The organism is Pseudarthrobacter sp. 05T312, assembly GCF_056396685.1.
In genome coordinates this window covers 1-26,187 of the sequence record NZ_JBFTLY010000012.1, presented here as the reverse complement: position 1 = coordinate 26,187, position 26,187 = coordinate 1, and the positions used below count along the sequence as shown (strand labels likewise).

The window sequence follows — 26,187 nt, the reverse complement described above, 5'->3', positions numbered from 1 at the left end:
GGCCCCGGATACCCCCCTAGACACCCATCGGATGGAGCCGGTTCCGGTCCCAGGGAACCGACCAGCCCAACTGGTCGAAGAGGCCGCTCAGCACAATGCCGGTGAAACCCCACACCACCACGCCATTTACGGTGAACGCGGGACTGTCGAAGGTGCGGCCCGCGCGGTGGACCGTGGCCATCACCCGGTTGTCCGGGTCCAGCAGGTCCCGGACCGGCACCCGGAACACCTGCGCGGATTCCCCGTAATCCACCACGCGGACCGGTGAGGGCGCGTGCCACCACCCGAGGACTGGCGTCACCAGGAAGTTGCTGTATGCCAGGCCCAGTTCCTGGAGTGTTCCGAGAACTTCAACTCCGCCGGCATCGAGCCCTGTTTCCTCTTCGGCTTCCCGAAGCGCAGCCGCTACCGGGGTTTCGCCCTTGTCGATCCCGCCGCCGGGAAAGGCCACCTGGCCGGGGTGGGAGCCCAGCGTGTGGGCGCGTTCCAGGAGCAGGACGTCGAGGTCCGCCGGGGCGAGCGGTTTGCCGGATACAGCGGGGACGTCGTCAAGGACGCCGAAGAGCATCAGGACTGCAGCCCTGCGGGCACGTGCCGCATCAACGGTCAACGCCGCCCAGCGCGGATCAGGAGGTCCGGCCGTTCCGGTTTCGGCGCGCCGCACCAGCTCGGCGAGGTCTTCGCGTGCGCTCACGGGGTCCTCTTTTGGGAAGCCATCCGGATTTCCGCGGCACGGTGCTGCTCTGCCAGGTACCGCTCCAGCAGCTCCTCGCTGCCGGGGGCCAGTTCGTATTTGAGGAGCTTGGCTGCCTTGGCGGGGTCGGTTTCGCCCAGCCCGTAGCTGGGGCACCAGGTGGCAACGGGACAGGCGCCGCAGGCGGGTTTCCGGGCGTGGCAGACGCGGCGGCCATGGAAAATCACCCGGTGGGACAGCATGGTCCAGTCCCTGCGCTCGAACAGCTCCGCCACGTCCTGTTCGATCTGCACGGGATCCTCTGACTGCGTCCAGCCAAACCGCTTGGCCAGCCGGGCAAAGTGGGTGTCCACCGAGATGCCCGGGACGCCGAAAGCGTTGGCGAGCACCACGTTGGCCGTCTTGCGCCCTACCCCGGGCAGCGTGACCAGTTCCTCCATCCGGCCCGGAACCTCGCCGTCGAACTCGTCCACCAGCCGCGTGCACAGGGCCTGGACGTTCTTCGCCTTGGCACGGAAGAACCCGGTGGGTTTGAGGATGGCCTCAAGCTCCGTGGGATCCGCCTCTGCCAGTGCCCGTGCATCAGGCCAGCGCGCGAACAGCACCTTGGTGACCTGGTTGACCGTGACGTCGGTGGTCTGGGCGGACAGGACAGTGGCCACGAGCAGTTCGAACGGGTTCCGGAAGTCCAGTTCCGCGTGGGCGTACGGGTATTTCTCGGCCAGGGCCCTATGGATGCGCCGCGCCCTCCGCTTCAGCGCGAGGACTGATTCGGATGAGACCACGGGCATCCCCGTGGCCTGGCCGGTCTTGGTGCGGGCCCCGGCCACCGGTGTCAGCCGCGCTCGATGTTGCTGAGGTCGCGCAGGACGCCCAGCCGTCCGTCAGTGTGCTGCACCAGGAACTCGTGGCCGCGGTCCTCGAGCGCCAGCACCCAGCCACCGGGCTCGATCACGAAGGCGGGCGCTCCGGTGCGGGGATCGAACGCGGTGCGGTGCTGGGCCACGGCGAACCAAAAGGCCTCGTGGATCGGCTGCCCGTCGGTGTCATCGTGGCGGCTTGCCGGGTCCACCGTTGCCCCGATGGGCTGTTCGGACCGGACCTGCTGGTGTACCGCGGTGGCAGCGGGCGGCTCCCACGCCGCCTGGGGGGCATTGGCCGCAGGAATGTCCGCGTGCCGGGTCTCGCCGGCATCCGGCACAGGGGCAGGACGAACGACGTCGGCTGCCTGGGTGGGCGGCCCGGCCTCCACTTCAGGGGCAGGGCGGACGACGTCGGCTGCCTGGGTGGGCGGCCCGGCCTCCACTTCAGGGGTCCGTTCGGAAGCTTCGCGGGCGGGCGCGGTCGATGCGGACCCGGCAGGCCCGTGGGCACCGGATGCGGCGGCCGCGGCACCGGCTCCTGCGGCGGCAGCTGCGGCTCCGGCGGTTCCCGGGTTTGATGTCCCGGCGGCGGCCACCGGAACGGCAGCGGTGGCGGGCGCATGTGCCGAGCGGACAGGTTCAGGCTTCGCAGGTTCAGGGCTCGGGCTGGCAGATCCAGGCTGGACCGCCGAGGAACCGGCACCGGCACCCCCGAAGATGCCGGCGCCCTTGAAGCCGGCCTTGGACTGGTTGGCGCCGGTCTCCGGCTTGGGCGCTTTAGGGGCCCGCGGCTTCCGGGCCGGGACCGCGGCTTCCCGGGCCACGACATGCGCCGGCATCTCGGGCCGGTCCTTGAAATCACCGGACAGATAGGGCACGAAACGGCCCAGCACCGTGGCAACGAACAGGACCAGGGAGCCGATCAGGCCCACCAGCAGGCTGGTCACATAGCCGCCCGCAACGGACAGGAAGAAGAAAGCCACGGCGAAGGAGGCCACCACGGAGGCGAACTGGTCAATTGAGAGCGAACCCACGCGTATCTTCGTGGCGGGGGCGAGCCTGCGCGCGGCGAAGAGTGCACTGGCGATCAACGGCAGGATGATGCCCAGCCCCAGGAAGAACAGGTTGTTCAGGTTCCACAGGTTGTAGCGGGTACCGAAGAGGGGCAGCAGGGACGCGACGAACAGGATCAGCGTGCCGGCAAAGACAGCGAGGTCCCGCACGGTGAACGGGCCCAGAACCGCCTGGTGGGCGTTGGGGTCGATCTTTCCGGAGGCAGCCTTGGGTCCGGCAGCCTGTCCCGTTGCCGCGTTGCCGGCGGGGGCAGGGTGCCCTGGTCCCCCGGCGGCGGATCCGGAGCCTCCGGGACCTGACCCGGTGTCCGGGGCCGTTCGCTGGCCGAAGCTCTGCTGGTTCATTCTGCTCTCCTTAGCGTGGCGGCACCGGGCCCGGTCCGGACCCGAAAACTGTGCCGTCTTGACATGCGGCCCTGCCCCGGCCGGGCACTGTTTATGCCTGGCCGGGGCGGCCCAAAGTGAAGTCACAATTCCATCTCAGCCTAGTCAACAGCCTGGCTGATCACTAGCTGGAGCAGGCCCGCAGGGGACCACGGCAAGTAACGAAGACGCCATTCACCGCTTAAAAAATGCCGCTCATGGTCGCGTTTGTGACGGGGAGCACAGGGCGTGCGCGGCAAGCATTAGGCTAGGTTGCGGAACAGCTCTTTGCGGTACGTCCGCCCGGCTGGCGCCCAGTGCCGTGCGAACGGAGGGCCCTGCGCAGGCGGCGTTCCGCGCGGCGACGATCGATGAATGATGAGGTTCACATGTCCCAGGACACCCCCAGCTCCACGGCCACCGTTCCTTCAGCTTCCGCCCAGCCGGCGGACCAGGGCCACCAGGGCGATGCCTTCGCGAACCTGCTGCACGAAACCCGGGCCTTCCCGCCCTCCCCTGAGTTCGCGGCCGACGCCGTCGTTACCGCCTCCGAGTACGGAGAAGCGGACGCTGACCGGCCGGCGTTTTGGGCCAAAAAGGCGCGGGAACTGCTGACCTGGAACAAGGACTTCACGCAGGCCCTGGACTGGTCCGATCCCCCCTTCGCCAAGTGGTTTGTGGGCGGCGAACTCAATGCCGCCTACAACGCCCTGGACCGGCACGTCGAAGCTGGCAACGGCGACCGGGTGGCCATCTTCTTCGAGGGCGAACCCGGCGATACGCGGACCTACACCTACGCGCAGCTCACCGAAGAAGTGAAGAAGGCAGCCAACGCGTTCGAGTCCCTGGGCGTGGCCAAGGGCGACCGCGTGGCGGTTTACCTGCCCATGATCCCGGAGGCCGTGATCACCTTGCTGGCCTGCGCCCGGATCGGCGCGGTCCACTCGGTAGTGTTCGGCGGTTTCTCCGCAGAAGCACTGCGTTCGCGGATCGATGACGCCGAGGCCAAGCTCGTGGTCACCGCGGACGGCACCTACCGGCGCGACAAGCCCAGCCCCCTCAAGGCCGCCGTCGACGACGCCCTGGCCCACGACGGCCACACGGTACAGAACGTGGTGGTGGTCAAGCGCAACGGCCAGGACGTGGACTGGACCGAGGGCCGGGACCACTGGTGGGCAGACACCGTGGACACCGCGTCCGCCGAGCACACTGCCGTCGGCCACGACTCCGAGCACCCGCTCTACATCCTTTACACCTCCGGGACCACCGGCAAGCCCAAGGGCATCCTGCACACCACCGGCGGGTACCTCACCCAGGCGGCCTACACACACAAGGCAGTCTTCGACCTCCACCCTGAGACGGACGTCTACTGGTGCACGGCCGACGTCGGCTGGGTCACCGGCCACTCGTACGTCGCCTACGCGCCGCTCATCAACGGTGCCAGCCAGGTCATGTACGAAGGCACCCCGGACTCCCCGCACCAGGGCCGCTGGTGGGAGATCGTGGAAAAGTACAAGGTCTCCATCCTCTACACCGCCCCCACGGCCATCCGCACCTTCATGAAGTGGGGCTCGGAGATCCCGGCGAAGTACGACCTCTCCTCGCTCCGCGTACTGGGCTCGGTGGGCGAACCGATCAACCCCGAAGCCTGGATGTGGTACCGCAAGGTCATCGGCGGCGACAAGGCACCCATCGTTGATACGTGGTGGCAGACCGAAACCGGCGCCCAGATGATCGCCCCGCTGCCCGGCGTCACCGCCACCAAGCCCGGTTCGGCACAGGTGCCGCTGCCCGGCATCGCCGTGGACGTCGTCGACGAAATGGGCGAGTCCGTCCCGAACGGGCACGGCGGTTTCCTGGTGATCCGCGAGCCATGGCCCTCCATGCTGCGCGGTATCTGGGGTGACCCGGAGCGCTTCAAGGACACTTACTGGTCCCGGTTCGAGAACATGTACTTCGCCGGCGACGGCGCCAAGCGGGACGAAGACGGCGATATCTGGCTGCTGGGCCGGGTGGATGACGTCATGAACGTTTCCGGGCACCGGCTCTCCACCACGGAGATCGAGTCCGCACTGGTGAGCCACCCCGCCGTGGCGGAGGCCGCCGTCGTGGGTGCCACGGACGAAACCACCGGCCAGGCCGTCGTCGCGTTTGTCATCCTCCGGGGCGACGCCGCGAACAATGGCGACGCCACCGTCCAGGAACTCCGCAACCACGTGGGCAAGGAAATCGGCCCCATCGCCAAGCCGAAAAACATCCTGGTGGTGCCGGAATTGCCCAAGACCCGCTCGGGGAAGATCATGCGCCGCCTGCTCAAGGACGTCGCCGAAGGCCGCGACCCGGGCGACGCCACCACCCTGTCGGACCCGACCATCATGCAGCAGATCGCCGCGTCACTCCGGAAGTAGTCGCATCAGTTAGACGACGGCGCCGCCCTCCCCGGGCGGCGCCGTCGCCGTATGCTGGGAGCAAACCTGTATCCCCGATGAAGGAACCCGTTCACATGCTTGCAGCCGCCCGACACCAGGCCATCGTGGATGCTGTCCAGCGGGAGCGGGTGGTGCGGATTTCGGACCTGGCCGCGCAGCTGGGCGTGTCCTTGATGACCGTGCGCCGGGACATTGAGCAGCTCGAAGAGGGCGGGAAGCTGGAGCGCATCCACGGCGGCGCGAAACTGCCCGGGGACGCCAGCACGCATGAACCGGGCTTCGAGCTGAAGTCCACGCAGTTGACCGCGGAGAAAAGGGCCATTGCCGTGGAAGCGGCGGCCCTGGTCCATGAGGGCATGGCGGTTGGGTTAGGCGCCGGCACCACGACGTGGGCACTGGCCCGGGAGCTGGCCGAGGGTCCCCGCATTACCGTGGTGACCAACTCGATGCGGATTGCCGACCTCTTCCACCCCGGCGGGTCCACCGTGATCCTGATCGGCGGCGAACGCACGCCGTCGGACGCCCTGGTCGGGCCCATCGCCACGGCAGCCCTCAAGCAGCTGCACCTTGATGTCCTTTTCCTGGGCGTCCACGGCATGGATGCCCACGCCGGGTTCACCACGCCAAACCTGCTCGAGGCCGAGACCGACCGCGCTTTCGTGGCAGCCGCCCGCCGGACTGTGGTTCTGGCTGACCATACCAAGTGGGGCATGTTGGGTATCAGCTCCATCGCCGCATTTGATGATGTGGACGAGGTCATCAGCGATGACGGCCTCAGCGCCGAGGCCCGGCGCGTCCTGGGCGAACGTTCGAAGCTGCGCGTGGTCCCCGTATAGCCCATCAATTCTGGAGCCCGCAGTCCGCATACTTCGTAAGAATGCGCGGCGGGGAGGGCCAACCGATAGATTTGCAGGCATGACTGAAGCCTCCTCCACTGTCGCAGCCGGCCGCGGCACCATCCTCGTAATCAATGGCCCCAACCTAAACATGCTGGGTACGCGGGAGCCGCAAAAGTACGGCACCTCCACCCTCGCCGACGTGGAACAGCTGGCTGCCGCCGCCGGGAAGAACCACGGTTTCGCCGTGGAGTGCGTCCAGTCCAACCATGAAGGCGTCCTGCTGGACGCCATCCATGCGGCCCGGGATACCGCCGTGGGAATCGTCCTGAACGCGGGCGCCTTCACGCACACCTCCGTGGCACTTCGTGACGCCCTGGCAGCCGTGCAGCTTCCCGCCGTCGAGGTTCACATCACCAATGTGCACCAGCGGGAGGAATTCCGGCACCACTCCTACCTGTCGCCTGTATGCGCGGCAGTGATTGTGGGCGCGGGAGTGTTTGGCTACAAACTCGCCATCGACTACCTGGCAGAGGTCCTGTAGCCGGAAAAGACTACTTCTTGATGCACTGTCCCGAGGAAACCGGTGAGGACAGCGACGGCGCTTGCTCGGCTACCGGGTCCAGGTCACCCATGGTGATGGCGAACCCCACCTCGGCGTCCGAGGTTGCCTTGGCGAAGACCACTCCTGCCACCTGGCCGTCCGTGGTGAGCAGCGGGCCACCGGAATTTCCCGGCTGGACGTCACCGGCAAGGCGGTAGATGTCCTCCGGAGAGGGATTGTTGCCGTAGATGTCGGGAACCAGGACCGTGGCAATGTCCTGGACGGTGGCCGGCTTGGACTGGAACGGACCGCCGTGCGGGTACCCGGCGAACGCGGCCTGGCTTCCGCCGGGCAGGTCGCGGCTCAACTGCAACGGCTGCGAGGGCAGGTTGTCCACGGCCAAGACTGCAAGGTCGCGCCGGGTGTCGAAGTAGACCACCCGTCCGGGCATCGCGCCGCCGTCGGGCATTTCCACCACCGGCTGCGACACGCCGGCAACCACGTGCGCGTTGGTGACCACCCGGTCCTCTGAGACGACAAACCCGCTGCCGGTCTGGTTCTGCCCGCACTCATAGGCAGTGCCGGCAATCCTCAGCACGGACTGGGCAGCTTTGTTAAGCGCGGGCGTATTCGTGCTGGTGTTCGGCACCTGGACCGCCTGGCCCTGGTCCAGCCCTTCCAGCAGGGTGGGAATGCCGTTGCCGATCACCGTGGACCGCAGCTCCGCCATGGTGGCCTTGACCGGTGTGGGCGTCAGCCCGTCGATGAAGCGGATGACTTTGGATTCGGCCAACTGCTGGGACACAACGGGCACGCCGAGTGAACTGACGCTGAACGCCAGCATGGACATCACCAGGGCGGAGACCACGAGGTTCAGCGCCCCGCCCACGAGCCGGTCCACCGCCCGCAGGGGCCGGATCCGCACCACGCCGCGGAGTTGGCGCCCCACCATGGTTCCCAGGCCGTGCCCCAACGCCATCAGGACGACGGCGGCAGCGATGATCGCAGTGAGCCTCCACCCGGAGTCCTCAACGAACGTGCTGACCAGGGGGACGGCAAAGAACGCGGCGATGGCGCCGGCAGCAAAGCCCACAAGGCCGCCGACAGTGACCAGGAACCCATTGCGGAAGCCATAGATCAGGTATGACAGCAGCGCCAGGATCAGGACAATGTCCAGGACAGTCAGGCCGACCACAAAGGCTCCTTATTTACAGTTGAACCCCCATTCTAGTGGCGGACGCTGACAATCTTCTGTGGGCTGCCGCGGCCTGCGGAAGACCGGCTGCGGCCAGCCCGCCCGTGTTTCCCGTGCCAAGTTCGTCACAGAACCTTGAAAATTCTGAAACAATGGCAAAAGCGCCCACAGCCGATACTTTTACTCAGGAGATTTCATGGACATCGAGGTACTGCGCCGAGCACCCCTTTTCGCCACGCTCGACGACGACGCATTCCGGCTGCTGACGGACGAGCTCACCGAGGTGGACCTTTCCCGCGGTGCATCAGTGTTCCGCGAAGGCGACCAGGGTGACCAGCTGTACTTCATCGTCTCCGGCAAGGTGAAGCTCGGCCGCACGTCCCCGGACGGCCGCGAGTCGCTCCTGGCCATCCTCGGCCCGGGCGAGCTCTTCGGCGAGATGGCCCTGTTCGACCCCAGCCCCCGCACGGCCACCGCCACCGCGGTGTCCGAAACCCGGCTGGCCGGGCTCAAGAACGAGAGCCTGAACGCCCTGCTGCGCACCCGCCCCGAGGTCTCGGCCCAGCTGCTGCAGGCCCTGGCCCGCCGACTGCGGCGCACCAACGACTCCCTCTCGGACCTCGTCTTCTCCGACGTCCCGGGCCGCGTGGCCAAGGCCCTGCTGGACCTTGCGGACCGCTTCGGCCGCCCGGCCACGGACGGCGTCCTGGTGGCACACGAGCTCACGCAGGAGGAACTGGCGCAACTGGTGGGCGCTTCCCGCGAAACCGTCAACAAGGCCCTGGCCGAGTTCGTCCAGCGTGGCTGGCTCCGGCTCGAGGCCCGCGCGGTGGTCATCCTGGACATGCAGCGCCTCCGCCAGCGCTCCCGCTAGGACCATATAAAAAAGGCCGCCCCACGGGGCGGCCTTTTTATTGCGCACGGCGGAGCCGTCACACTGACGAGCTCAACCGGGCGGCGTCAGCGTTCCCGCTGGTGGTCCCCTGCCACGGTCTTGGCCGCCTCGACCTCGAGCATGAGCCTGCCGTCTTCTTCGACCAGGGCCGGCTGGTACACGTGGTGCTTCCGCTTGTAGCTCAGGTACGCGATGCAGCCGTTGGCCGTCGCCATCTTTTCCAGCATGATTTCAGAGCCCGGCACGAGCAGTTCGCCCAAGCGCCGGCCCACGGTGTTGTCTTGGCCGGCCTCGTCACCGAGGTTGCTGGTGTTCCGTTCCTGGACCACCTGCGCGGCGTTGACCCACCGGCCCCACACGCCTTTGCCCTCAAGCAGCGACGGTTCCTGGCCAAGCGGCTGGGTGGCCGCAAAGTACCGGGTGTCGAACCTGCGGTGCGCAAAGTCGGGGCTGCGCCAGTTGACCAGGGACTTCAGCAGGTCGGTGCGGAGGGAAAGTCCGCGCTTGCCCAGGACCTGGGCAAGCGTCTTTTCCTGGTCGGCGACGGCCACGCGGGCGCGCATCCATTCGGACGTTGACGTGGCTTCGACCGTATTGGACATGTCCGGACCAGCCAGCAGGATGCCGGTTTCCTCGAAGAGCTCCCGGATGGCTCCCACCACATGGCGCCGCGCCAGCCCGACGTCGTCCGTTCCCATTTGCTCAGCCCAGTGCTGCGGCGACGGGCCAAGCCACCCCATGGGCTCGTCGTCGGCCGGGTCAAGGGACCCGCCGGGGAAGGCGAGGACCCCCAGCGGCGAGGAGCCGGGCCGGTAACCCAGCCACGTCTCCAAACCGGAGGGGGAATCGCGCAGGAGGACTACGGATGATGCAAAGCGGGCGGCCCTGGGGGTCCGCTCGCCGTGTTCGAGCCAGCTTTGCGCTGCCCCTTCAAGATCCTGGGGCAGTGCAAAAAGGCGTCGTGCGAGGTGCGGCAAGGGAAGTGTCCGGTCTTAGCTGAATTCGGCGATCAGCTCGACCTCTACGGGAGAGTCGAGCGGAAGAACGGCAACGCCGACGGCGGAACGTGCGTGCTGCCCGGCGTCACCAAGGACGCGGCCCAGCAGTTCCGAGGCACCGTTGACGACGGCGGGCTGGCCCGTGAAGGAGGGATCCGAGGCGACGAATCCCACAACTTTGACGATGCGGGTGATGCGGTCAAGGTCACCGATCACGCTCTTGACGGCAGCCAGGGCGTTGACGGCGCACACTGCCGCGTAACGCTGGGCGTCCTCCGGGGACACCGTGGGCTCATCGGCGAACCCTTCCGTTCCGGCGGAAACCTTGCCCGTAGCTTCGAGTTTGCCGTTAATAAACGGCAACTGGCCCGAGGTGTAGACGTGGCTGCCGGAGACGACAGCGGGAACGTAGGAGGCTACCGGGGCGGCAACTTCCGGAAGGGCAAGGCCAAGTTCCGCGAGGCGCTGCTCGACGGCGGAAACGGGTGCCGTTGCCGCGCTGGACTGGGCTTCTGCGGGGGTGCTCATGCTACTGCTTCTCCCTCTTGAGGTAGGCGACAAGGCCGTTACCGTCGGGTCCGGGGACTACCTGGACGAGCTCCCAGCCGTCCTCTCCCCACTGGTCAAGGATCTGCTTTGTAGCGTGGATGATGAGCGGAATCGTCGCGTACTCCCATTTGGTCATGAGAGAAAGCGTAGCCCTTGCCGGTAAAGTGGAAAACATGGCGACTCGCAACAACCCCTTATTCGACACTGCCACCACACTGGGTAAGATCCTTCTTTTCCTTGGTGTGAGCGCGATTTGCGGTGTCCTCGTGGCGGGCCTGCTGGTCCCTGCCGCGGCTGTCTCCGGCAGCGCGGCAAGCGGTTCCATCGATTTCTTCGATTCCCTTCCCGCCGAACTGAAGGTTGATCCCCCGAGCCAGACCACCAGGATCCTGGCTGCGGACGGCAGCGAGATCGCCAGCGTCTACACGGAGAACCGCACGAAGGTTCCGCTGGACCAGATTTCACCGAACATGAAGAACGCCATCATCGCGGTGGAGGACAGCAGGTTCTACGACCACGGCGGCGTGGACACCACCGGCATCCTCCGCGCGCTGGTCGCCACGGCCCGCGGGAACAAGCAGGGCGCGTCCACCATCACGCAGCAGTATGTCAACAACGTCCTGAACGCCAACCTCGCGGCCGCCGGCGAAGAGGACCAGATCAAGCTCAACGGCGTCAACAAGGGTGTTGGCGACAAGCTCCGCGAGATGAAGCTCTCCATCGCCCTGGAGAAGGAGTTCACCAAGGACCAGATCCTTGAGGGCTACCTGAACATCGTGTTCTTCAACCGTGACGCTTACGGCATCGAGGCGGCGTCGCATTACTTCTTCAGCACCAGCGCCAAGGACCTGACCCTGCCGCAGGCAGCGCTCCTTGCCGGCCTGGTGAACAGCCCCTCCGCCTTCGACCCCATCACCAACCCCGAGAAGTCCAAGCAGCGCCGGGACCTGGTGCTGGGGCTGATGAAGGACCAGAAGAAGATCACCGCGGAAGAGTATGAAGCCGCCGTCGCCACCCCGGTGGAGCCCAAGGTGACCCAGCCGAAGCAGGGCTGCGCCTACGCCGCGTCTGCCCCGTACTTCTGCGACTACATCCTGCACCTGCTGGAAAACAACCCGGCTTACGGCGCAGACGTCAAGGACCGCCAGCGCCTGATCTACGGCGGCGGCCTGACCATCACCACCACCCTTGACCCGAACGCCCAGGCCACGGCCCAGGAGCAGGTCAACGCAGCCACGGGGTCCAATCCCGACAAGTGGGGATCGTCGATGGTGTCGGTGCAGCCGGGGACCGGCAAGATCATCTCGATGGCCCAGAACACCACCTTCCTGCCCGGCCAGGGCTTCGATTCCCAGTTGAACTTCAATGTGGACAAGCTGGACAAGGACGGCAACGACCTCAACGGCGTTGGTGGCTTCCAGCCCGGCTCCACCATGAAACCGTTCACCTTCGCTGAGTGGCTAAACGAGGGCAAGACCATGAACACCGTGGTCAACGCAGCCCAGCGCGTCTACCCGCTGAACTACCCATGGAAGAACACCTGCGGCAAGGTCAACGGCGCCTACAACACGGCGCAGAAGTCCTTGGGCGCGGCGGACGACCTCCAGAACGCCGAGCCGCAGTGGTACAAACCGCTCACGGTTCTTGAGGGCCTCTACAACTCCATCAACACGGTGACCTTCGCCTCCGCCGCCCAGCTGGACTTCTGCGGAATCCAGAAGATCGTTGACGCCGTTGGCCTGCACAGTGGCCTCCCGTCCGCGGATGGCAGCGAGCCTAACCCCAAGGTGGACATGATGACCCTGGGCAACCTGCTCGGTTCCACCCAGACGGCGCCGCTGACCATGGCAAGCGCCTTCGCCACCTTCGCTAACGACGGCAAGTACTGCGAACCCATCGCCATCACCTCGGTTGTCGATGCCACCGGCAAGCAGCTCCCGGCCCAGTCCAGCAGCTGCCGCGACGCCATCAAACCGGAGGTTGCCCGCGGCGTGAACTACGCGCTGCAGGAAGTCATGAACCAGGGCTCCGGCTCCCTCATCCGGCCGCGGCTCTCCACCAAGACCAGCTTCCCCATCGGCGCCAAGACCGGTACGTCCAACAACAACGGCTCCACCTGGGTTGTTGGACACACCACCGGTCTGGCCACCGCCGCCTGGTTCGGTGACCCCCTGGGCGGCCAGACCCGTGCAGGGCAGAACATCACGGTCAACGGGAAGTTCTACCCCGGTATTGACGGCTACATGATTGCCGGCCCCATGTTCTCCAACTTCATGACGAAGATTGCCCCGGCGTACGGGACCAACCCGTTCCCCGCGCCGCCGAGCAACATGGTCAGCGGCCCCACCCGGAACACCACCCCCGCCACCACCGCGCCGCAGGCCACCCAGGCCCCGGTCCCGGTCCCGTCCACGCAGCCAACGCAGGCTCCCGCCACCCAGGCGCCGGCGCCGGCGCCCGCACCCAGCAACAACGGAAACGGCAACGGCAAGGGAAACGGCTGACCACGCATGGACATCGATAGCCTGGCAAGCCGCGCCCGTTCCATCGGGCGCGGCTTTGCCGTCACTGCAGGAGCCGGAACCGCGGCCGGGATGGCCGCCTTCGGTTATGGGCTCTGGGAGAAGAACCAGTTCGTCCTCCGTGAGGAAACCCTGGCCATCCTCCCGCCCGGCAGGGACCCTTTCCGGATTCTTCACTTGAGCGATATCCACTTCGTCCCCGGGCAGAAGAAGAAGACTGAGTGGCTTGGGTCGCTGGCGGACCTCCGGCCGGACCTGGTAGTGAACACGGGCGACAACCTCAGCCACGTCAAGGCTGTGGACCCGCTGCTGGATGCCTTGAAGCCGCTGCTTCAGTTTCCCGGCGTTTTTGTCCCGGGTTCCAATGACTACTTCGCCCCGAGCCCCAAGAATCCTGCGTCCTACCTGCTGGGTCCTTCCAAGGTGAAGCCCAAGCCGGTCGCCCTGGACTGGCCGCGCCTCCGCTCCGGGTTCGGCATGAGCGGCTGGGTGGACCTGACCAACCGCAACCAGTCGCTGATCCTCAACGGCATGCGCTTCGATTTCTCCGGCGTCGACGATCCGCACCTGAAGCGGGAACGCTACGCCGGATGGCCCCGGGGAACGGTCAACCAGGATTCCAATGACCACCTCCGGATCGCCGTCATCCACGCGCCGTACCAGCGCGTGCTGGACCACTTCACGGAAAGCGGCGCAGACCTCCTGCTCGCCGGCCACACCCACGGCGGCCAGCTGTGCATCCCCGGTTACGGGGCCATCATCGCCAACTGCGACATTCCCACGTGGCGCGCCAAGGGCCTCAATGACTGGTCAAGCAACGGGAGGACGACGCCGGTCAACGTCTCCGGCGGCATCGGCACCTCGCGCTTCGCCCCGGTAAGGATCGCCTGCAAGCCCGAGGCCGTCCTGCTGACCCTGACCTCCCCCAGCTGACCTGTCGCCCCATCAGCCGGAGTCCCAAAACATCGTTCCTGGGGCCAGAATTGAAGACGCGTCGGGCATTACGGAGTGCAATAACTGTGCAAGCCGTCGAAGGGTGCCAACGTCCCTGTGAATCGTCTCACTCGATGGCATAGGGTAGTTGCTAGAGGAAACTACATTCGTTTTAGAGCTTGAGAAGCGGGCATGGCCAAGCAGACTCCCTTTTTCCGATCCATCAGCCGTGTTTATCCGCATGTCCGGCCCATCCTTCCCAGGCTTGTGCTGGGACTTCTCTGTGCACTGCTGGCCAGCATCGTGGCGTTGACCATCCCCCAGGTGCTGCGCGTCCTGGTCAATACAGCCCTTCAGCCCGGGGGTACCGCGGAGGCAGTCTGGACCGCAGCGGGCGTCATCCTGGTGCTGGGCATCGCCGAGGCGGGCCTGGTGGCCCTCCGGCGGCAGTTCGTCATCAACCCCGCCACCACGGTGGAAACCCGGATGCGGGTTTCGCTTTACGACCACCTGCAGGAACTGACCGTCTCCTTCCACGACCGCTGGGGCTCCGGACAGCTGCTGTCCCGGGCCATGACGGACCTGAACTTCCTGCGGCGGTGGATGGCCTTCGGCGCCATCATGCTGGTGGTCACCACCCTGACCGTGGTGATCGGCATCGTTGCCATGTTTGCCATGAGCTGGCAACTGGCCCTGATCTTCCTTGCCGCCGCCGTTCCCATCACCATCAACAGCTTCCGGTTCCGTACCCGGTTCAGCAAGGTTGCCCGTCGCAGCCAGGACCAGGCCGGCGACCTCGCCACCACCGTTGAAGAATCGGTCCATGGCATCCGCGTGCTGAAGGCGTTTGGACGCAGCCGCGAAGCCTTGGAAAACTTCAACGAGCAGGCGGAGGAGCTGCGCCAGACGGAGATTGCGAAAGCACGCCACCAGGCGACCTTCACCATGGTGGTCACCCTGCTCCCCGAACTTGCCCTCGGTGCCGGACTGGTGGTCGGCGTGATGTTGTGCGCCAGTGGCCAGCTCAGCATCGGCTCGCTGGTTGCCTTCTTCGCCACGGCCGCGGTCATCGCTTCCCCCGTTGAATTCTCCGGCATGCTGCTGGCCATGGCACTCACTGCCAAGACCGCCGTCGACCGCCACTACGAGGTGATGGATACCCCCAACACCATCACCAGCCCGGCGGAGCCACGGCGCCCGGGGCAGCCCGCCGGTGCGCTCCGTTTCACCAACGCAACCTTTGCTTTCGAAGACGCCCCGGACAAGCCGATCCTCAAGGACATCAACCTCGAGGTCCGGCCCGGGGAGACGATGGCCCTGGTGGGCATCACCGGCAGCGGCAAGAGTGCCCTGATCCAACTGGTTCCCCGCCTGTATGACGTCACCAGCGGTGCCATCAGCATTGACGGCATCGACATCAGGGACTTCGACGTGGACGAACTGCGCCGCATGGTGGGGGTGGCCTTCGAGGACACCACGCTCTTTTCGAATTCGGTGCGGGACAACGTGCTCCTCGGCGCCCCGGTCCGCTCCGAGGAGGTACTCGATGAAGCCCTCGACGTTGCCCAGGCCCATTTCGCCTACTCCCTGCCCCAGGGTGTGGACACGCTGATCGGCGAGGAAGGCCTGAGCCTGTCGGGAGGGCAGCGGCAGCGCATTGCCCTGGCGCGCGCCATTGCCGCGCGGCCGCGCGTCCTGGTGCTGGACGATCCCCTGTCCGCCCTGGACGTCCACACCGAGGAATTGGTGGAGGCACGCCTCCGGGAGGTGCTGAAGGACACCACCACCCTCATCGTCGCCCACCGGCCCTCCACCGTGGCCCTCGCTGACCGGGTGGCGCTGCTGGAAAACGGGCGCATCGCCGCCGTCGGAACCCACACCGAACTGCTGTCCCGCAACCCGCACTACCGCTACGTCATCGCCAGCCTGGACCGGGAGCCGCGGGACCTGGATTCCGAACTGTCGGCGCTTGAAGACCAGGCCGAGGAAGTGACCCGATGAGCGCAGCGTTTGGCACAGCCAACGAGGACAATGCCCACCTCAGCAAGGCTGAGAGCCGGGCAGTCCGACGCCGGTCCCTGGCCCTGCTGGGGTCGCTGATCCGTCCGGTGCGGGTACGGTTCTGGCTCACTATTGCCATGGTGGTGCTCTCCCAGGCTGCGCGCGTGGCTGGCCCGGCGCTGATTGCCTTCGGCATCGACCATGCCCTCCCAGCGCTCCAGGCCGGCGATAACCTCCCGCTGGTGTTCACCGGCGTCGCTTACCTGCTGGCAGCGATCGCGACGGCGGGACTCACCGCCCTGTACGTCACCTCCACGGCGCGGCTCAGCCAGGCCATGCTGCTGGATCTCCGCGTCCGGGTGTTCCGGCACACGCAGCGGCTTAGCCTTGAGTTCCACGAGAAGTACACCTCCGGCCGCATCATCGCGCGCCAGACCTCTGACCTGGAGGCGCTGCGCGAACTCCTTGATTCGGGAGTCAGCTCCCTGGCCTCCGGCATGCTGTTCATGGCCTTCACCGCCGCCACCATCTTTGCGCTGGACTGGCGCAGCGGGCTGTTGGTGCTGGCCGCCGGCGTACCGATGTTCTTCCTGGCCCGCTGGTACCAGAAGCACTCGCAGATCGCCTTCCGCGAATCACGTGTGGTCTCCGCCCGGCTGATCGTGCATTTCGTGGAAACCATGACCGGCATCCGAGCCGTGAAGGCCTTCCGCAAGGAGAAGGAGAACTCGGAGCGCTACGGGAAACTGGCTGAAGACTACCGGCAGGTGACTGTCCGCTCCATCAACCTCAACGGGATTTTCCAGCCTGGCCTGGTGCTGATCGGCAACGTCTGCGTGGCAGTGGTCCTGCTCTTCGGCGGGTTCCGCGTGCTGGGCGGCGACCTCGCAGTGGGCGTACTCCTTGCCCTTATCCTGTCCACCAAGCGGTTCTTCCAGCCCGTGGACCAGATGGCCATGTTCTACAACTCGTTCCAGAGCGCGCAGGCAGCCCTGGAGAAGGTCTCCGGGCTCCTAGAAGAGGTGCCCACGGTCCGGCCGCCCAAGAACCCGGTTGCGCTGCCCACCGCCACGGGGCGGATCGACTTCAACGGCGTTGAGTTCCGCTACGGGGACGGCCCCCTGGTGGTTCCCGCCCTGGACCTGCACATCCCGGCCGGACAGACCGTGGCGCTGGTGGGCCAGACGGGCGCAGGAAAATCAACCCTCGCCAAGCTCATCGCCCGCTTCTACGACGTCACCTCTGGAACACTCACCCTGGACGGGGTCGATCTCCGCGACCTGGCCACCACCGACCTCCGCCGCAACATCGTCATGGTCACCCAGGAAGCCTTCCTGTTCAGTGGCTCCGTTGCCGACAACATCGCACTGGGCCGTCCGGAAGCGTCCCGGGCCGAAATCGAAGAGGCCGCCAAGGCCGTGGGAGCGCACGAGTTCATCCTGGAGCTCCCCGAGGGCTACGACACGGACGTCAACAAGCGCGGCGGCAGGGTCTCCTCCGGCCAGCGCCAACTGATCAGCTTTGCCAGGGCCTTCCTGGCGCGGCCAGCCGTGCTGATCCTGGATGAGGCCACCTCCTCGCTGGACATCCCGTCCGAACGGCTGGTGCAGGCAGGGCTGGCCCGGCTGCTGACCGGCACTGAGGCAGCACGGAGGACGGCCCTGATCATCGCCCACCGCCTGTCCACGGTGGAAACGGCGGACCGGGTGCTGGTGGTCCACGACGGACGGATCGTGGAAGACGGGTCGCCCGAAGAACTCATTGGCGGCGGCGGACGGTTCGCTGACCTCCACGGCGCATGGAAGGATTCGCTGGTCTGAGGTTGCCGGCACGGGGCCCGGCCCCCGGATTTCGCATCGGGACCAGGAATCGGCTATCCTTGTAAAGTTGCTTTTGCAGCGGATCGGGATGTAGCGCAGCTTGGTAGCGCGCTTCGTTCGGGACGAAGAGGTCGCAGGTTCAAATCCTGTCATCCCGACCATAACGGAAAGAGGGTCTCCCTACGGAGGCCCTCTTTTTGTATCTCGATGTGGTTACGACAGTTTGTTGCCGGCCTAAGTTTCTCGCCGATTTAAAAGGAACAGCCCCGGAGCTGTTGCTCCGGGGCTGTCCTCGCCTCCTGTTGTGAGGAAGCTATTTACGCCGGGTCAGGCCAGTTACCGATGTAGGTGACGATCGAGGTGTCCGTGGTAGTGGTGGTCTTCTTGTCCTTCTTCGCCTTGGTGGAGGCGGGGTCAGGCCAGTTGCCAATAGCTACCGACGTACCCGAGTTATCGGCGATGGAACCTGCAGACAGAACGGCCGGAGCCGCCGCGGAAAAGGCCAGGGCCCCAGCCAAGGCGGCCGCGGTTGCAATCTTCTTCAACATATAAGTTCCTCAATACGAGTCGGATTCGTTACAAAGCCAGCACTGTCCTTGTTGACACACATTGTAAAATATTTTCCACAGGGGCTGTCAAGCATTCACAGTCCCGGCTGTCCAGAAGGAGGAAACGCGTGGGCAACGGATTCGGAGAAAAGCTCCGGGCGGAGCGCCTCGAGCGTGGACTGACACAGGCCGAACTGGGCAAGGACCTGTATTCACCCAGCTACATCTCTTTACTTGAGACGGGTCGGCGCGAACCAACAGCTGAAGTTATCGAAGAACTGGCCCGGCGGCTCGAGTTGGCACCCAAGGCACTGGAGGCTTGGAGCCAACCTATTTCCGTAAGCGACGCCGAATATGTCCTCGCTGGGCTTTACGCCCGCCAAGCATGGGATCTGCGGGATTATCCGTTGGCGGCAAGCCACGCAGCCACCGCCGCGCAAATAGCGCTCGACGGCAAAAACACCAGTGCCTGGTGGAATATGACCTACATGCAGGCCGAGTGCCTCATGAAGCAGGGCGACCTGCCGGAGTGCCAGAAGATTATCGAACGCCTCCTCGAACACCCCATGGCGAGAGAGTCTGTCGGCCTGGGCGTTCGCGCCTTGCAGATGCTGGCCGCTGTCTGCCATGGCCAGGGCCAATTGGCACTCGCTGTGGACCATGCGCTTGAGGCCGTAAAGTTATCGGTCAACCTTCCCAGGGGGTCCACGGTCCTCATCGGCGCGCACCGGATTCTCATTGGCGCCCTCGCCGAAAGCGGACGGCTGGATGAAGCCTGGAAGTACTGCCAGGCCCTGCTGGAGCAGGTGGACGAGCACTCCATGTCCCAGCTTGCTGGCGAAGTCGCCTGGGTTGTCGGCAATGTGGCGTTCATGCGGCACGATTACACCGAAGGCGTCAAGCACCACGAGCGGGCAGCACGACTGCTCTCTCCCGCTAACGATATTGAGCTTTGGGCCCGGTTCAACAAGGCTTCCGCAGCCGTCCGTCTATCGTCTGGAATCGTGGAGCCGGAAACACTGGCAGCCATCGAACGTGCGGAACTGGCCTTCTCGATCGTCGGCGGAACCAAGAGCGACGAACTCGAAGTCGCCTTTATTCGCGCGCGCTGGCTCTACCTGACCGGGGACATCGTGGCCGCCGTCGAAAAGCTCCGTGAAATCCATGCCGAACGCGACGCCCTGGGCAAGCACACAGCCGGAGAAGTTTCACTTCTGCTTGGCAAGTCGCTGAAAGCCTCAGGAGAAACAGAGGAGGCTTTGGTGCACCTGGAGGAATCACGAAAGGCATTTGCCGCCGCCGGCGCGCAGGACCGGGTCCAGCAGGCATTGGATGCGATCCTTGAAATCAACCTGGCACAGAAACGGGCGGCTTCGGCTTCCAAGGCCAGCTGACCAAAGAAGGCCAGCTGACCAAAAAGCCGGGCAGGCCCATCCACATGGGCCTGCCCGGCTTTTGGCTAAGTCCTAGGAAAAGGTCTTGCCGGTGATCTTCTCGTACGCCTCGACGTACCGGCTGCGGGTACGCTCCACCACATCTGCCGGCAGCGCCGGCGGCGGGGTGTCGGAGGACTTGTCCCACCCGGACTCGGGCGAGGTCAGCCAGTCACGGACGTACTGCTTGTCATAGGACGGCTGCGCCTGGCCCGGCTTGTAGGTGGCAGCGTCCCAGAAACGCGAGGAATCCGGGGTCAGCACCTCATCGCCAAGGGTGATGGACCCGGAGACGGCGTCGTAGCCGAACTCCACTTTGGTGTCGGCCAGGATGATCCCGCGCTCCCGGGCGATCTTTTCCGCCGTTGTGTAGATCTTCAGCGTCAGCTCGCTCAGGCGGGCGGCGATGTCGTCCCCCACCAGGGCAACCACGGCGTCGTAGGTGATGTTTTCGTCGTGCTCGCCGATCAAGGCCTTGGCCGACGGCGTGAAGATGGCGCGTTCCAGCCGCGACCCGTCCACCAGCCCCTCAGGCAGCGGAATGTTGCAAACCGTACCGGAAGCCTTGTACTCCACCAGCCCGGAGCCGGTGAGGTAACCGCGTGCGATGCATTCCACCGGGAACATGTCCAGTTTCTTGCAGATCATGGCCCGGCCTTCAACTTCGGCGGGCACTCCGTCCTCGGCGGTTGAGCCGAGCACGTGGTGTTCGACGCCCAGCTGGTCGAACCACCAGAGGCTCAGCTGGGTGAGGATGCGTCCCTTGTCCGGGATTTCACTGGACAGCACGTGATCATAGGCGCTGATGCGGTCGCTCGCCACCACCAGCACGCAGTCCTGCCCAAAGCGCTGAAGGACGGCTTCGTCGGCCGGCTCGTAGAGGTCGCGGACCTTGCCTGAATAGACGTGCGTCCAGCCGGGCAGGTCCAGGGTTTCGGTGGCGTAGCCGCGGTTTTCCGGGGTTTCAGTCATGTCAGGCCTTTGCTTTCACGATGGGCATCGAACCGGTGGCGCCGTAGGGAACCTTGATTTCACGGCGGGCGGCCTTGCGGGCGATGTCGCTGCGGAACTGCGAGCCTTCCAGGTGGACCAGCTCCACTCCGTCGTACGCTTTTTCGCGGGCTTCCACGAGGTCGCTGCCCAGGGCGACGACCGCCAGGACACGGCCGCCGGCGGACACCACTTTGCCGTCCTCGTCCAGCGCGGTTCCGGCATGGATGACGTGCACGCCATCCAGGGCTTCCACCTTTTTGAGGCCCCGGATGCGGTCGCCCGTGCGGGGTTTGTCCGGGTAGTTCTCCGCGGCGATGACGACGGCAACAGCGGCGTCCTTGGCCCAACGCAGCTCTTCCGCCTTGTCCAGCTCGCCCTTGGCAGCGGCCATGAGCAGCGCACCCAGGGGCGTCTTGAGCCGTGCGAGGACCGCCTGCGTCTCTGGATCGCCAAAGCGGACATTGAACTCGATGACCCGGGTGCCACGCGAGGTCAGGGCCAGGCCAACGAAGAGCACGCCGACGAAGGGTGTGCCGCGGCGGGCCATCTCGTTCACGGTGGGCTGGGCTACGCGGTCCAGGACCTCCTGCACCAGCCCTTCAGGCGCCCACTCGAGCGGCGTGTAGGCACCCATGCCACCGGTGTTCGGCCCTTCGTCGTTGTCGAAGATGCGCTTGAAATCCTGGGCGGGCGAGAGTGCCACGGTGTTCTGGCCGTCGCACAGGACAAAGAGGGAAACCTCGGGACCGTCGAGGAACTCCTCGATGACCACGGAGCCGCCGGCGTCGAAGCAGGACTGGGCGTGGGCCAGGGCTTCGTCGCGGTCACGGGTCACCACGACGCCCTTGCCGGCGGCCAGTCCGTCGTCCTTCACCACGTAGGGGGCGCCGAAGGTGTCCAGGGCGGATGCCGCTTCCTCTGCGTTCGTGGCCACCAGGGCCATGGCCGTGGGAACGCCGGCCTCGGCCATGACTTCCTTGGCGAATGCCTTGGACGCCTCCAGCTGGGCCGCTGCCTTGCTCGGTCCGAAGACGGGGATGCCGGCCTCACGGACGGCGTCGGAGACACCGGCGGCCAGCGGAGCCTCGGGGCCCACCACCACCAGGTCCACGGCGAGCCGGGTGGCCAGCTCCGCAACCGCGTCGGGATCGTTGGCGTCGATTTTGTGTGTGGGGACCAGCTTGCTGATGCCGGCATTGCCGGGCGCCGCGTGGACTTCGGACACGTTGGGGTCGGCAAGCAGGGAGCGGACAATGGCGTGTTCGCGGCCTCCGGGGCCGATGACGAGTACCTTCACAGTCTCCAAGGGTACTTTGTGCACCCTTTCCGCTCCTAAGCTGTGTCCTGGGCCGCCCGCCAGGTCAATCCGCGCCACCTGCCGCTCCGAACTCTTAACATGACAAAGCTTCGAAACCATCTGACGGGACCCGCCCCCAAGGCCGCACTGGCAGGCGTGGTGGCGGCCGCCGTCGTGCTTGCCGTTGCGGAGCTGATCGGCGCGTTCTTTACTGCCCGCGCAACGCCATTGTTCGCCTTGGGCTCGACCTTCATCGACTTCACCCCGCCGTGGATGAAGGACTTTGCGATCGCCACGTTTGGCACCAATGACAAGGCCGCCCTCTTTGTGGGCATGGGCCTGACCATTGCGGTGCTGGCGTGCATCCTGGGCGTGGTGGCCTACCGGAAGTGGATGCTGGGCGTCCTCGGGGTGCTTTTCATGGGCGCCGTGATCGTGGCCTGCGTGGTCACCCGCGCGGGTGTGGGCCCGGCGGACGCCATCCCGTCCGTCCTGGGAACGGTTGCCGGCCTGGCGGTCCTGCGCCGGCTCATGATGCAGCTGTGGGGGCTCAAGAAGTGGCCCGAAGCACCGGCGGACCAGGCGTACGACGACGATGCCCGGCAACAGGGCCAAGGCACCAACCGCCGTCGATTCTTCGCCACTGCCGGGGTTACCGCGGTGGCTGCCGGCATCGCCGCCACGGGCGGGCGGCTCCTGGGTGCCGCCCGCAGCAACGTCACCAGGGCACGCGACGCGCTCACGCTGCCCGCGCCGGCAAAGTCCGCCGCGCCCGTCCCCGCGGGAGTCCAGTCCCCGGTACCGGGCGTAACCCCATGGCTGACACCCAACAACGACTTCTACCGCATCGATACGGCCCTGAGCGTCCCTGAAATCAACATTGATGACTGGCAGCTGCGCGTGCACGGCCTCGTGGAGCAGGAAGTCACGCTGACCTTCAAGGACCTCCTGGACGCGCAGCTGATCGAATCCCACGTGACCCTCACCTGCGTCTCCAACCCCGTCGGCGGCAACCTCGCCGGCAACGCCAAATGGCTGGGCCTTCCCATCCGCGATGTCCTGGCCCGGGCCAAGCCCAAGGACGGGGCGGACATGGTCCTGTCAAAGTCCATCGACGGTTTCAGCGCCTCCACTCCCCTGGAGGTCCTGCAGGACGGCAGGGATGCCATGCTGGCCATCGGCATGAATGGCGAACCGCTCCCGCTGGAGCACGGCTACCCGGTGCGGATGGTGGTTCCGGGGCTTTACGGGTTTGTCTCGGCCACCAAGTGGGTGGTTGACCTGGAAGTCACCCGGTTCGCCGACAACAAGGCGTACTGGACCAACCGTGGCTGGTCCGAACGTGGCCCCATCAAAACAATGGCGCGCGTGGAGGTGCCCAAGTCCTTCGCGAAAGTACCTGCCGGAAAGGTGGCCGTGGGTGGCACCGCCTGGGCGCAGACGCGGGGCATCGCCAAGGTGGAGGTCCAGATCGACAACGGAGACTGGATGGAAACCACCCTGTCCACCGAAGCCTCCACCGTTACCTGGCGCCAGTGGTCCTACAAATGGGATGCCACGCCCGGCCCGCACTACATCAAGGTGCGCGCCACCGACGGCACAGGGCAGGTCCAGACTGACCAGCGCGCGGACCCGGTTCCGGACGGCGCCTCGGGCTGGCAGTCGGTGATGGTCACCGTCCAGTAGGGGCCTGGCCCCTAGACTGGCGGTATGCCGCACAATCCGCACGCAACCTTTACCGTGGACTCCGCCGTCGAACTGGCTGTGATCGAACGCAGCGGCTTTGTGGAGTCGCGGCACATCGGTTCCGCCGTACTCCTGTCCGCCGACGGTTCGGTGGTTACCGAGCTTGGCGACATCAACACTCCCATCTTTGCCCGGTCCACCCTGAAGCCCTTCCAGGCCCTGGCCTCCATGCAGTCCGGGGTTCCGCTCCGCGGCGCCCAGGTGGCCATCGCCTGCGGAAGCCATACCGGATCCTTGGACCACATGGACGTGGTGGCGGGCATGCTCAATACTGCAGGGGTCCGCGAGGACCAACTGCAGTGCCCGGAAGCCTGGCCGCAGGACGAAACCGCCAGGAACTGGCTGGTCCGTTCCGAAAAGGGGAAGTCGCGGCTGGCGTTCAACTGTTCAGGGAAGCACGCCGCTTTCCTCTGGGCCTGCAAGGAAAACGGCTGGGACACCAACAGCTACCTGGAGCCGAACCACCCACTCCAGCAGCGGGTCCGGAGTGTGATCGAGGAATACACCGACGAGAAGATTGCCCACCTGGGGATTGACGGCTGCGGGGCTCCGGTGGCTGCTGTTTCCCTCAAAGGCCTTGCCCGGGCGTACTCCCAGCTGGCCAAGGCCCCGGGAGACCAAAGCTTCAGTGCCCGGGCCGCAACCATTGCCACGTCGATGCTCGATTATCCCTGGGCCGTCCAGGGCCGCGGTGAAGCCAACACCCTGGTGATGGATGAACTTGAGATCATCGCCAAAATCGGGGCCGAGGGGGTCCTTGCCATGGCAACGCCGCAGGGGGTTTCCGTGGCCGTTAAGATCCTGGACGGCAACATCCGGGCTACGTCCCTGGTGGCCCTGACGCTGCTTGCTGCCGCCGGGGCCGTCGAGATCCCAGGGGTCGCCAGCGCCCTGGAGAAAGTGGTGGAACCCGTGCTTGGCGGCGGCCATCCGGTGGGCAAGATCCGGTTGGGTCCGGCAGTGTCCGCACTCCTGGACTGACTCCTGATTTCCCTGTCGACGCAAAAGGAAGATTAAAAGCATGGGCGTGGCCCGCCGTCGTATTGACGTCCAGGAAGGCAAAGCAGCGCTGAAGGCGTGGCTCGAAGGCGCGCAACCGCCGTCGGACACTCCCGTTCCGCGGACCGTCCTGGCCACTGCCGTGAGGTATTCACTGGAGGAGCTGACGGCGCAGGCGCCGGGGAATTCGGTCGAAGTCCGGGTGCCGCCATTCGGCGTCACCCAGTGCGTGGAGGGGCCGCGCCACACCCGCGGCACGCCGCCCACCGTCATTGAGTGCGACGCCGCCACCTGGCTTGAGATGGTGACCGGGCAGCTGGCCTGGGCTGAGGCCGTCACGGCCGGCAGGGTTGCGGCATCCGGCCTGCGTGCGGACCTTTCGGCCCTGCTCCCCTTCTAGGCCTGCGCTCCCTGTCGGTCAGCCCCTGCCGATGAACGGCATGCCCGCGGCCGTAACCACCACCGAACCCACGCTGGCCGAGGCCGGCATGTTGGCCATCATCAGCACCGCTCGCGCCGCATCCGCTACCGGGAACATCGGCTCGATCTTCCGGGAGCCATCCGCCTGCAACGCCCCTGAGCCGACGCCGATGGTGTCCATGATCTCCGTGGCAGTGTTGCCGATGTCGATCTGTCCGCACGTGATGCCGTAACCTCGTCCGTCCAGTTCAATGCTTTTGGTCAGCCCGGTCATCGCGTGCTTGGTGACGGTGTAGGCCACGGTTCTTGGCCGGGGCGAATGCGCGGAGATGGAGCCATTGTTGATAATCCGCCCGCCCTGCGGCACCTGCGCCTTCATGGCCCTGACGGCTGCCGCGGCGCACAGCATTGAGCCGGTGAGGTTCACGGCCAAGGTCGCGTTCCAGTCTTCCAGGCTGATTTCGTCCACGCCCGCTGCCGGGCCGAAGACGCCGGCGTTGTTGAACAGCACGTCCACCCGTCCCCACTGTTGCCGGGCTGCCTCGAACAGCCGCGCGACGTCGTCGGGCCGCGTGACGTCGCAAGGCACCACGAGCGCATCCGGATGGCCTTGCGCTGTTTCCTTCAATTGCGCGTCCCGGCGCCCGGCGAGTGCCACCCGGTAGCCGTCCGCCAGCATCTGCCGTGCGACCTCCCGGCCGATGCCGGACCCGGCCCCGGTGACCACAGCTACTCTTCTGCGTTGCTCAGGGGTACTCACGATGCTCTCCTCGTTCGGCAGTCATAATTGCATCGTACGTCCACGTCTTCCTAATCTCGAATGGCAAAAGTGTTTTCTCACCATACGAAAACACTGCCCAACGCTTTCAAAGACGAAAAGAGGCTGCCGTGGCTGCAGGAGAAGAGACCTCCCATATCCTCAGCGGGTTGACTAACCAGCTGCCTGATCGTGATCCGGAAGAGACTGCCGAGTGGGTTGAGTCCCTGGATGCGTTGATCAGGGAACAGGGCACCGAGCGTGCCCAATACATCATGC

Annotated in this window: 23 protein-coding genes and 1 tRNA gene; 13 read left to right on the top strand and 11 right to left on the bottom strand. The window is 65.8% G+C overall.

The window, feature by feature from the left end; genetic code table 11:
- Window positions 1-16: 16 nt before the first annotated feature.
- Genes AC1DIP_RS15035 through AC1DIP_RS15025 form a run of 3 tightly spaced genes read right to left on the bottom strand, consistent with a single transcriptional unit; the run spans window position 17 to window position 2,975 of the window.
- Window positions 17-694 (bottom strand): NUDIX domain-containing protein, encoded by a 678-nt coding sequence (locus tag AC1DIP_RS15035; protein ID WP_476207176.1) that lies wholly within the window; start codon window positions 692-694, stop codon window positions 17-19.
- Window positions 691-1,485: an endonuclease III gene (gene nth, locus AC1DIP_RS15030; protein WP_476207178.1), complete on the bottom strand. Its 795-nt coding sequence runs from the start codon at window positions 1,483-1,485 to the stop codon at window positions 691-693. The genes AC1DIP_RS15035 and nth overlap by 4 nt, the downstream gene beginning before the upstream one ends.
- A gap of 44 nt (window positions 1,486-1,529) precedes the next feature.
- The gene (locus AC1DIP_RS15025) at window positions 1,530-2,975 is read right to left on the bottom strand and encodes a reticulon family protein (RefSeq protein ID WP_476207180.1); all 1,446 of its coding nucleotides are present in this window, start codon (window positions 2,973-2,975) and stop codon (window positions 1,530-1,532) included.
- Window positions 2,976-3,382: 407 nt separating this feature from the next.
- Between AC1DIP_RS15025 and acs the strand changes: the two genes are divergently transcribed.
- From acs to aroQ, 3 genes are all read left to right on the top strand, one after another.
- Window positions 3,383-5,401: an acetate--CoA ligase gene (gene acs, locus AC1DIP_RS15020; RefSeq protein ID WP_477734196.1), complete on the top strand. Its 2,019-nt coding sequence runs from the start codon at window positions 3,383-3,385 to the stop codon at window positions 5,399-5,401.
- 95 nt (window positions 5,402-5,496) lie between these two features.
- A complete protein-coding gene (locus AC1DIP_RS15015; protein WP_477734195.1) occupies window positions 5,497-6,258 on the top strand; it encodes a DeoR/GlpR family DNA-binding transcription regulator in 762 nt (253 codons plus the stop codon).
- A gap of 79 nt (window positions 6,259-6,337) precedes the next feature.
- Window positions 6,338-6,802, top strand: a complete 465-nt coding sequence (gene aroQ, locus AC1DIP_RS15010; RefSeq protein ID WP_476207186.1) for a type II 3-dehydroquinate dehydratase — start codon at window positions 6,338-6,340, stop codon at window positions 6,800-6,802.
- Between the two features lie 10 nt (window positions 6,803-6,812).
- On the opposite strand, the gene AC1DIP_RS15005 is transcribed toward aroQ, so the two are convergent.
- The gene (locus tag AC1DIP_RS15005; protein WP_477734194.1) at window positions 6,813-7,997 is read right to left on the bottom strand and encodes a MarP family serine protease; all 1,185 of its coding nucleotides are present in this window, start codon (window positions 7,995-7,997) and stop codon (window positions 6,813-6,815) included.
- A 196-nt stretch (window positions 7,998-8,193) separates the two neighbouring features.
- Here AC1DIP_RS15005 and AC1DIP_RS15000 point away from each other — a divergent pair, with 196 nt between their 5' ends.
- Entirely contained in the window at window positions 8,194-8,871 is a 678-nt protein-coding gene (locus AC1DIP_RS15000) for a Crp/Fnr family transcriptional regulator (protein WP_011775987.1), read from the top strand.
- 86 nt (window positions 8,872-8,957) lie between these two features.
- On the opposite strand, the gene AC1DIP_RS14995 is transcribed toward AC1DIP_RS15000, so the two are convergent.
- The 3 genes from AC1DIP_RS14995 to AC1DIP_RS14985 are packed head-to-tail and all read right to left on the bottom strand — an operon-like array spanning window position 8,958 to window position 10,575.
- Window positions 8,958-9,869 carry an NUDIX hydrolase gene (locus AC1DIP_RS14995; RefSeq protein ID WP_477734193.1) on the bottom strand — a complete coding sequence of 304 codons (912 nt, stop codon included), beginning with the start codon at window positions 9,867-9,869 and terminating at the stop codon, window positions 8,958-8,960.
- 15 nt (window positions 9,870-9,884) lie between these two features.
- On the bottom strand, window positions 9,885-10,418 hold the full coding sequence (locus AC1DIP_RS14990) for an Atu1372/SO_1960 family protein (RefSeq protein ID WP_476207191.1): 534 nt from the start codon (window positions 10,416-10,418) through the stop codon (window positions 9,885-9,887).
- A gap of 1 nt (window position 10,419) precedes the next feature.
- The gene (locus AC1DIP_RS14985) at window positions 10,420-10,575 is read right to left on the bottom strand and encodes a DUF4177 domain-containing protein (protein WP_009359196.1); all 156 of its coding nucleotides are present in this window, start codon (window positions 10,573-10,575) and stop codon (window positions 10,420-10,422) included.
- A 37-nt stretch (window positions 10,576-10,612) separates the two neighbouring features.
- On the opposite strand from AC1DIP_RS14985, the gene AC1DIP_RS14980 reads away from it, so the two are divergent.
- From AC1DIP_RS14980 to AC1DIP_RS14960, 5 genes are all read left to right on the top strand, one after another.
- A complete protein-coding gene (locus tag AC1DIP_RS14980; protein ID WP_476207196.1) occupies window positions 10,613-12,943 on the top strand; it encodes a transglycosylase domain-containing protein in 2,331 nt (776 codons plus the stop codon).
- A 6-nt stretch (window positions 12,944-12,949) separates the two neighbouring features.
- A complete protein-coding gene (locus AC1DIP_RS14975) occupies window positions 12,950-13,894 on the top strand; it encodes a metallophosphoesterase (protein WP_476207198.1) in 945 nt (314 codons plus the stop codon).
- 192 nt (window positions 13,895-14,086) lie between these two features.
- A complete protein-coding gene (locus AC1DIP_RS14970) occupies window positions 14,087-15,895 on the top strand; it encodes an ABC transporter transmembrane domain-containing protein (protein ID WP_476207200.1) in 1,809 nt (602 codons plus the stop codon).
- Window positions 15,892-17,715, top strand: a complete 1,824-nt coding sequence (locus AC1DIP_RS14965) for an ABC transporter transmembrane domain-containing protein (protein ID WP_476207201.1) — start codon at window positions 15,892-15,894, stop codon at window positions 17,713-17,715. Before AC1DIP_RS14970 ends, AC1DIP_RS14965 begins: the two co-directional genes overlap by 4 nt.
- An 84-nt stretch (window positions 17,716-17,799) precedes the next feature.
- Window positions 17,800-17,876: transfer RNA gene (locus tag AC1DIP_RS14960), tRNA-Pro, on the top strand.
- Window positions 17,877-18,032: 156 nt separating this feature from the next.
- Here AC1DIP_RS14960 and AC1DIP_RS14955 read toward each other — a convergent pair.
- On the bottom strand, window positions 18,033-18,263 hold the full coding sequence (locus AC1DIP_RS14955) for a hypothetical protein (protein ID WP_141159357.1): 231 nt from the start codon (window positions 18,261-18,263) through the stop codon (window positions 18,033-18,035).
- 128 nt (window positions 18,264-18,391) lie between these two features.
- On the opposite strand from AC1DIP_RS14955, the gene AC1DIP_RS14950 reads away from it, so the two are divergent.
- On the top strand, window positions 18,392-19,657 hold the full coding sequence (locus AC1DIP_RS14950) for a helix-turn-helix domain-containing protein (protein WP_307362754.1): 1,266 nt from the start codon (window positions 18,392-18,394) through the stop codon (window positions 19,655-19,657).
- Between the two features lie 72 nt (window positions 19,658-19,729).
- Here AC1DIP_RS14950 and AC1DIP_RS14945 read toward each other — a convergent pair whose 3' ends face one another.
- Together AC1DIP_RS14945 and purD are read right to left on the bottom strand one after the other, a co-directional pair.
- Window positions 19,730-20,668, bottom strand: coding sequence for a phosphoribosylaminoimidazolesuccinocarboxamide synthase (locus AC1DIP_RS14945; RefSeq protein ID WP_477734192.1), 939 nt, complete (start codon window positions 20,666-20,668; stop codon window positions 19,730-19,732).
- 1 nt (window position 20,669) lies between these two features.
- Window positions 20,670-21,986, bottom strand: coding sequence for a phosphoribosylamine--glycine ligase (purD, locus tag AC1DIP_RS14940; RefSeq protein WP_477734249.1), 1,317 nt, complete (start codon window positions 21,984-21,986; stop codon window positions 20,670-20,672).
- A gap of 99 nt (window positions 21,987-22,085) precedes the next feature.
- Between purD and AC1DIP_RS14935 the strand changes: the two genes are divergently transcribed.
- From AC1DIP_RS14935 to AC1DIP_RS14925, 3 genes are read left to right on the top strand one after another with little or no spacing between them, the layout of a single operon-like run.
- On the top strand, window positions 22,086-23,672 hold the full coding sequence (locus AC1DIP_RS14935; RefSeq protein WP_477734191.1) for a molybdopterin-dependent oxidoreductase: 1,587 nt from the start codon (window positions 22,086-22,088) through the stop codon (window positions 23,670-23,672).
- 24 nt (window positions 23,673-23,696) lie between these two features.
- Window positions 23,697-24,713, top strand: coding sequence for an asparaginase (locus AC1DIP_RS14930; protein ID WP_477734190.1), 1,017 nt, complete (start codon window positions 23,697-23,699; stop codon window positions 24,711-24,713).
- Window positions 24,714-24,753: 40 nt separating this feature from the next.
- A complete protein-coding gene (locus AC1DIP_RS14925) occupies window positions 24,754-25,131 on the top strand; it encodes a sterol carrier family protein (protein ID WP_477734189.1) in 378 nt (125 codons plus the stop codon).
- An 18-nt stretch (window positions 25,132-25,149) separates the two neighbouring features.
- Here the strand turns inward: AC1DIP_RS14925 and AC1DIP_RS14920 are convergent, their stop codons facing one another.
- Window positions 25,150-25,911 (bottom strand): SDR family oxidoreductase, encoded by a 762-nt coding sequence (locus AC1DIP_RS14920; RefSeq protein WP_477734188.1) that lies wholly within the window; start codon window positions 25,909-25,911, stop codon window positions 25,150-25,152.
- Window positions 25,912-26,187 lie beyond the last annotated feature (276 nt).

Bases quoted from the DNA above. Each gene is read 5' to 3' on its own strand.
- AC1DIP_RS14980 (WP_476207196.1), top strand. From the start codon at position 10,613: ATGGCGACTCGCAACAACCCCTTATTCGACACTGCCACCACACTGGGT.
- AC1DIP_RS14970 (WP_476207200.1), top strand. From the start codon at position 14,087: ATGGCCAAGCAGACTCCCTTTTTCCGATCCATCAGCCGTGTTTATCCG.
- AC1DIP_RS14945 (WP_477734192.1), bottom strand. From the start codon at position 20,668: ATGACTGAAACCCCGGAAAACCGCGGCTACGCCACCGAAACCCTGGAC.
- AC1DIP_RS15015 (WP_477734195.1), top strand. From the start codon at position 5,497: ATGCTTGCAGCCGCCCGACACCAGGCCATCGTGGATGCTGTCCAGCGG.
- AC1DIP_RS14985 (WP_009359196.1), bottom strand. From the start codon at position 10,575: ATGACCAAATGGGAGTACGCGACGATTCCGCTCATCATCCACGCTACA.
- aroQ (WP_476207186.1), top strand. From the start codon at position 6,338: ATGACTGAAGCCTCCTCCACTGTCGCAGCCGGCCGCGGCACCATCCTC.
- AC1DIP_RS14930 (WP_477734190.1), top strand. From the start codon at position 23,697: ATGCCGCACAATCCGCACGCAACCTTTACCGTGGACTCCGCCGTCGAA.
- AC1DIP_RS14965 (WP_476207201.1), top strand. From the start codon at position 15,892: ATGAGCGCAGCGTTTGGCACAGCCAACGAGGACAATGCCCACCTCAGC.
- acs (WP_477734196.1), top strand. From the start codon at position 3,383: ATGTCCCAGGACACCCCCAGCTCCACGGCCACCGTTCCTTCAGCTTCC.
- AC1DIP_RS14975 (WP_476207198.1), top strand. From the start codon at position 12,950: ATGGACATCGATAGCCTGGCAAGCCGCGCCCGTTCCATCGGGCGCGGC.
- AC1DIP_RS15000 (WP_011775987.1), top strand. From the start codon at position 8,194: ATGGACATCGAGGTACTGCGCCGAGCACCCCTTTTCGCCACGCTCGAC.
- AC1DIP_RS14935 (WP_477734191.1), top strand. From the start codon at position 22,086: ATGACAAAGCTTCGAAACCATCTGACGGGACCCGCCCCCAAGGCCGCA.
- AC1DIP_RS15025 (WP_476207180.1), bottom strand. From the start codon at position 2,975: ATGAACCAGCAGAGCTTCGGCCAGCGAACGGCCCCGGACACCGGGTCA.
- AC1DIP_RS14925 (WP_477734189.1), top strand. From the start codon at position 24,754: ATGGGCGTGGCCCGCCGTCGTATTGACGTCCAGGAAGGCAAAGCAGCG.
- nth (WP_476207178.1), bottom strand. From the start codon at position 1,485: ATGCCCGTGGTCTCATCCGAATCAGTCCTCGCGCTGAAGCGGAGGGCG.
- AC1DIP_RS14955 (WP_141159357.1), bottom strand. From the start codon at position 18,263: ATGTTGAAGAAGATTGCAACCGCGGCCGCCTTGGCTGGGGCCCTGGCC.
- AC1DIP_RS14990 (WP_476207191.1), bottom strand. From the start codon at position 10,418: ATGAGCACCCCCGCAGAAGCCCAGTCCAGCGCGGCAACGGCACCCGTT.